This window comes from Priestia sp. P5_B4, from assembly GCF_056400385.1.
Map to the genome: position 1 here is coordinate 1 of NZ_JBFULJ010000434.1, position 3,181 is coordinate 3,181.

At 36.5% G+C, this 3,181-nt stretch carries 3 protein-coding genes; 1 reads left to right on the forward strand and 2 read right to left on the reverse strand.

The genetic code is table 11. The features are described from left to right. The first annotated feature begins 176 nt into the window (after nt 1-176). The gene (locus AC1DRF_RS20820) at nt 177-1,055 is read left to right on the forward strand and encodes a LysR family transcriptional regulator (RefSeq protein ID WP_477741582.1); all 879 of its coding nucleotides are present in this window, start codon (nt 177-179) and stop codon (nt 1,053-1,055) included. Here AC1DRF_RS20820 and AC1DRF_RS20825 read toward each other — a convergent pair. Beyond that, the gene (locus AC1DRF_RS20825; RefSeq protein ID WP_050691267.1) at nt 1,052-2,083 is read right to left on the reverse strand and encodes an AI-2E family transporter; all 1,032 of its coding nucleotides are present in this window, start codon (nt 2,081-2,083) and stop codon (nt 1,052-1,054) included. The genes AC1DRF_RS20820 and AC1DRF_RS20825 overlap by 4 nt on opposite strands. A 168-nt stretch (nt 2,084-2,251) precedes the next feature. Beyond that, complete coding sequence (gene bluB / locus AC1DRF_RS20830; RefSeq protein WP_013055676.1) at nt 2,252-2,905, reverse strand: 5,6-dimethylbenzimidazole synthase; 654 nt, start codon at nt 2,903-2,905, stop codon at nt 2,252-2,254. Between the last annotated feature and the right edge of the window lie 276 nt (nt 2,906-3,181).

The following is a 3,181-nucleotide window of genomic DNA, read 5'->3' on the forward strand; positions in this document are numbered from 1 at the left end:
TAATAATGCTTTCACAGCCTAACTCTCCTTTTTAAATCATTTGCCTAGCGTTGCTTTTATTATTTTATCTAAAAATGATTTGCTTACTATTTTTATTTTAAAGAGAGCTTGTCTATAATACAAATTAGAAAATAAATAGATATCCATAAATAAATTTATAAGAAAGGATAGCATAAATGATTGATTTTGAATGGTATCGCAGCTTTATTAGCATTTACAAATATCGATCCGTTTCTGAAGCAGCCAGAGCGAGGATCTTAACGCAGCCGGCCATGAGTCAGCACTTAGCTGCTTTAGAAGCTGAAATAGGGGAAGGTTTATTTATCCGTGCACCGAGAAAAATGATTCCAACAGAAAAAGGTAAAGAACTGTACACGCGTATTGTCCCGTTAATTGAAAGTCTAGAAGCTGCTTCAATTGAATTAAAAATGACCGCTTCATCTCCCGACGCGCTGCCGGTCGTAAAAATTGGTTCTCCCGTAGAGTATTTCACCGAACAAGCTTTAGAAAGAATAAAAGATGCAGGCATCCGCTGCTACAGCCAGTTTGGTATTGCTTCTGTTTTGCTTGAAAAGATACAAAGCGACGAAATTGATATTGCGATTACAACCCAAAGATTGCAAATACCTGGAATTGAATATACGGTCATTGAAGAAGAAGAGTTTGTCTTAACCGTCCMTCCTTCTTTTGAAATGACAGCTAGTAAAGACGTAGAAGAGTTTTTATACAACCAGCGGTGGATTAGCTATGGTCTTGAACTTCCTATTATTAGACGTTTTTGGCGGCAGCATTTTAAAAAACGACCTGAAATTCAGCCTCATCACGTGATTCCAAATCTTCAAACGGTGTTAAAAGCCATTCAGCATCACATGGGAATCAGCCTGCTTCCCCGCTATTTAATTCAAGAAGCGCTTCGAGAAAAAAAAGTAAAAATCGAACTTGAACATTTAGCAGTAAAAAATCAGATCTTTCTTGCTTATAAACTTAAGCATCGCGATCATCCTACTATTCAAAAAACGATACGCTGCTTAAAAAAAGAAACCTCTGCAGACTAGTCTGCGGAGGTTTCTTTTTTTGACAGTTGCTGTGCTGAATCTACGCCTACTAAATCTAAAAAGAAAATAAAAATAGGAATACCAAGAATTAGCCCCCATACGCCCAAGAAGTGTTCACCAAACACTAAAATGATAAACGTAATGAACGTTGGCAAGTTTGTTTTAGATGACATGAGCTTTGGATTTAATACATAGCTTTCAAGTGCGTGAAGTACTACCACCATAATTAACACAGATAGTACTTTTACACCGCCTCCTAAACTGTAAGCGATTGTACAAAGTGGAATGAGTGAAACAAATACCCCAAGAACCGGCACTAGCCCTAGTAGAAAGACCATAACGCCAAGTGCAAGCAAATTAGGAAACCCTAACACCCACAGCGCAATAACGGACAAAATGCTGTTCACAAAAGCGATAATAAACTGAACTTCTATTACCTTGCCGAAGGAATTAACAAATTTTCTCCCCAAATAGCCAGCTTCTTTGAAAAACCAGCCCAGCCTAGATTGTTCCAGTTGGACAAATAATCGGTGAATCCGCGACTTTTCAAGTAAAAAGAATAGGCTTAACAAGAGTGCTAAGAAAACTTGTGCACTTACTTTTCCAATATTAGATAAATAGCTGTATACTAAATCAATATTCTGCTGAATATTCTCTGGTGATTTGAATCTCTTTAGATTATCGATAATATAGGTGACGAATGTATTATCAGGGGGGTGTTTGTAAAAATACATCAGCTTCTGTACAAGCTCAGTAACTTGCGTCATAATAACCGGGATATATACATATCCTACAATACCGAGCGCCCCAATCAGTGCGATATAGATGACGATGAGTATAAGCGTTGAATTAAGCGGAAGCTTTCTTCTTAACGTTTGTTGAAGACGACCAATTAAAAAGGTGAAAATAAACGTAAATAACAGCAGCTGAAGCATACTTCTAATGCTGACAAGTAAAACTGTAATGATAATAAGCGTAATGATGCGAACAGTAAGTTTGTTGTGAAGCCAACTTCTTGCAATATTCATGAAACCTTCAATTCTCCTATCTCTCTTTTTCCCAAGTCATTTGTATACATATAAATAAAACGGATACGCTAGACGCTCATATCCGCTTTCGCTATATATAGTGTATCATTTAATATTCAAATTTTACTATATTTCGGCGCTTTTTAGTATGTCTTTATTTTCTCTCCGCTATTCTTTTTCATTTTCCCATACATTATGATAAATTAGCTTGTCTAAATCCCTTCTTTTTTCCCAGTTTGCTTGTTCTAAGATTGGTTTCTCAGGATATTTATCTGTATAGCCAATTGACATAAGCGCTACAGGATCAATATGAGGAGGAATATGTAAAATGTCACGCACATCATTTTTCTTATAAAAACTTACCCAACCCATTGCCAGTCCTTCTGCATATGAAGCAAGCCACATATTTTGAATCGCACACGCAGTTGACATCATATCGGTTTCTGGAATTGAGTTTCTTCCAAGAACATGAGAGCCCCCTCTTGTTGGATCACACGTTACGCAAATAGTTAATGGCGCTTCTTTTAATCCTTGAATCTTGAGCTCTAAAAAATCTTCTTTCTTTTCACCTTCATAATGAATAGCCAGTGCTCTTCTCTCTTTATCTGCTGCCCAGGCAAGTTTATTTTTCACTTCTGTATCAGATACTAATATAAAATTCCAAGGCTGCATAAACCCGACGGAAGGTCCGCTGTGAGCAGCCTGCAGAATGTTATAAACCGTTTCATTCGGAATCTCATCAGACAAAAATGTTCGTACATCTCTTCTTCCGTAAATCGCTTTGTACACCGCTTGCTTTTCGTCGTTTGTAAACGAATTCATCTTCTTCAACCTCCATTAAATTCTCTTTTTAACTATTTTTCTAAAAAAACATTAAAAAAATGTGATCCAAACTTTATGTTTTCTCGTATTACTATATGAATCTATCATAAAGGAGGTTGCAAACATGTTCAACGACGTTTTAATGAACTTATTTAACGCGGTAAGCAGCATCATTAACACAATTGGATAATTTGATTGTACATATTTAGTAAGAGAGGAGGCACATTACATGCTAAACGAGGTACTTATGAACTTTTTTAACGCAGTAAGCAGTAT